Consider the following 364-nt stretch of genomic DNA (forward strand, 5'->3'; position numbering starts at 1 on the left):
GATCGCGGACGAGCTGGCCGGGGCCCCCGAGCTGACCGCCGAGCTGCTCGCCGACGCCAAGCGGCACGGGTTCTCCGACCAGCAGGTCGCCGAGATCCGCGGTCTGCGCGAGGACGTGGTCCGCGAGGTCCGCCACGCGCTCGGCATCCGCCCGGTCTACAAGACGGTCGACACCTGCGCCGCCGAGTTCGCCGCGAGGACGCCGTACTTCTACTCGGCCTACGACGAGGAGTCGGAGGTCGCGCGGCGTGAGAAGCCGGCCGTCATCATCCTGGGTTCCGGGCCGAACCGGATCGGGCAGGGCATCGAGTTCGACTACTCCTGTGTGCACGCCTCCTTCGCGCTCAGCGATGCGGGCTATGAG

General features: G+C 70.3%; 1 protein-coding gene. It reads left to right on the forward strand.

Going from position 1 to position 364, the window contains the following annotated elements; genetic code table 11:
- A partial coding sequence (locus tag IO33_RS0142150; protein ID WP_031174356.1) for a carbamoyl phosphate synthase preATP-grasp domain-containing protein occupies positions 1-364 on the forward strand: 364 nt, incomplete at both ends.

Source organism: Streptomyces durhamensis, from assembly GCF_000725475.1.
Taxonomy (GTDB): domain Bacteria; phylum Actinomycetota; class Actinomycetes; order Streptomycetales; family Streptomycetaceae; genus Streptomyces; species Streptomyces filipinensis.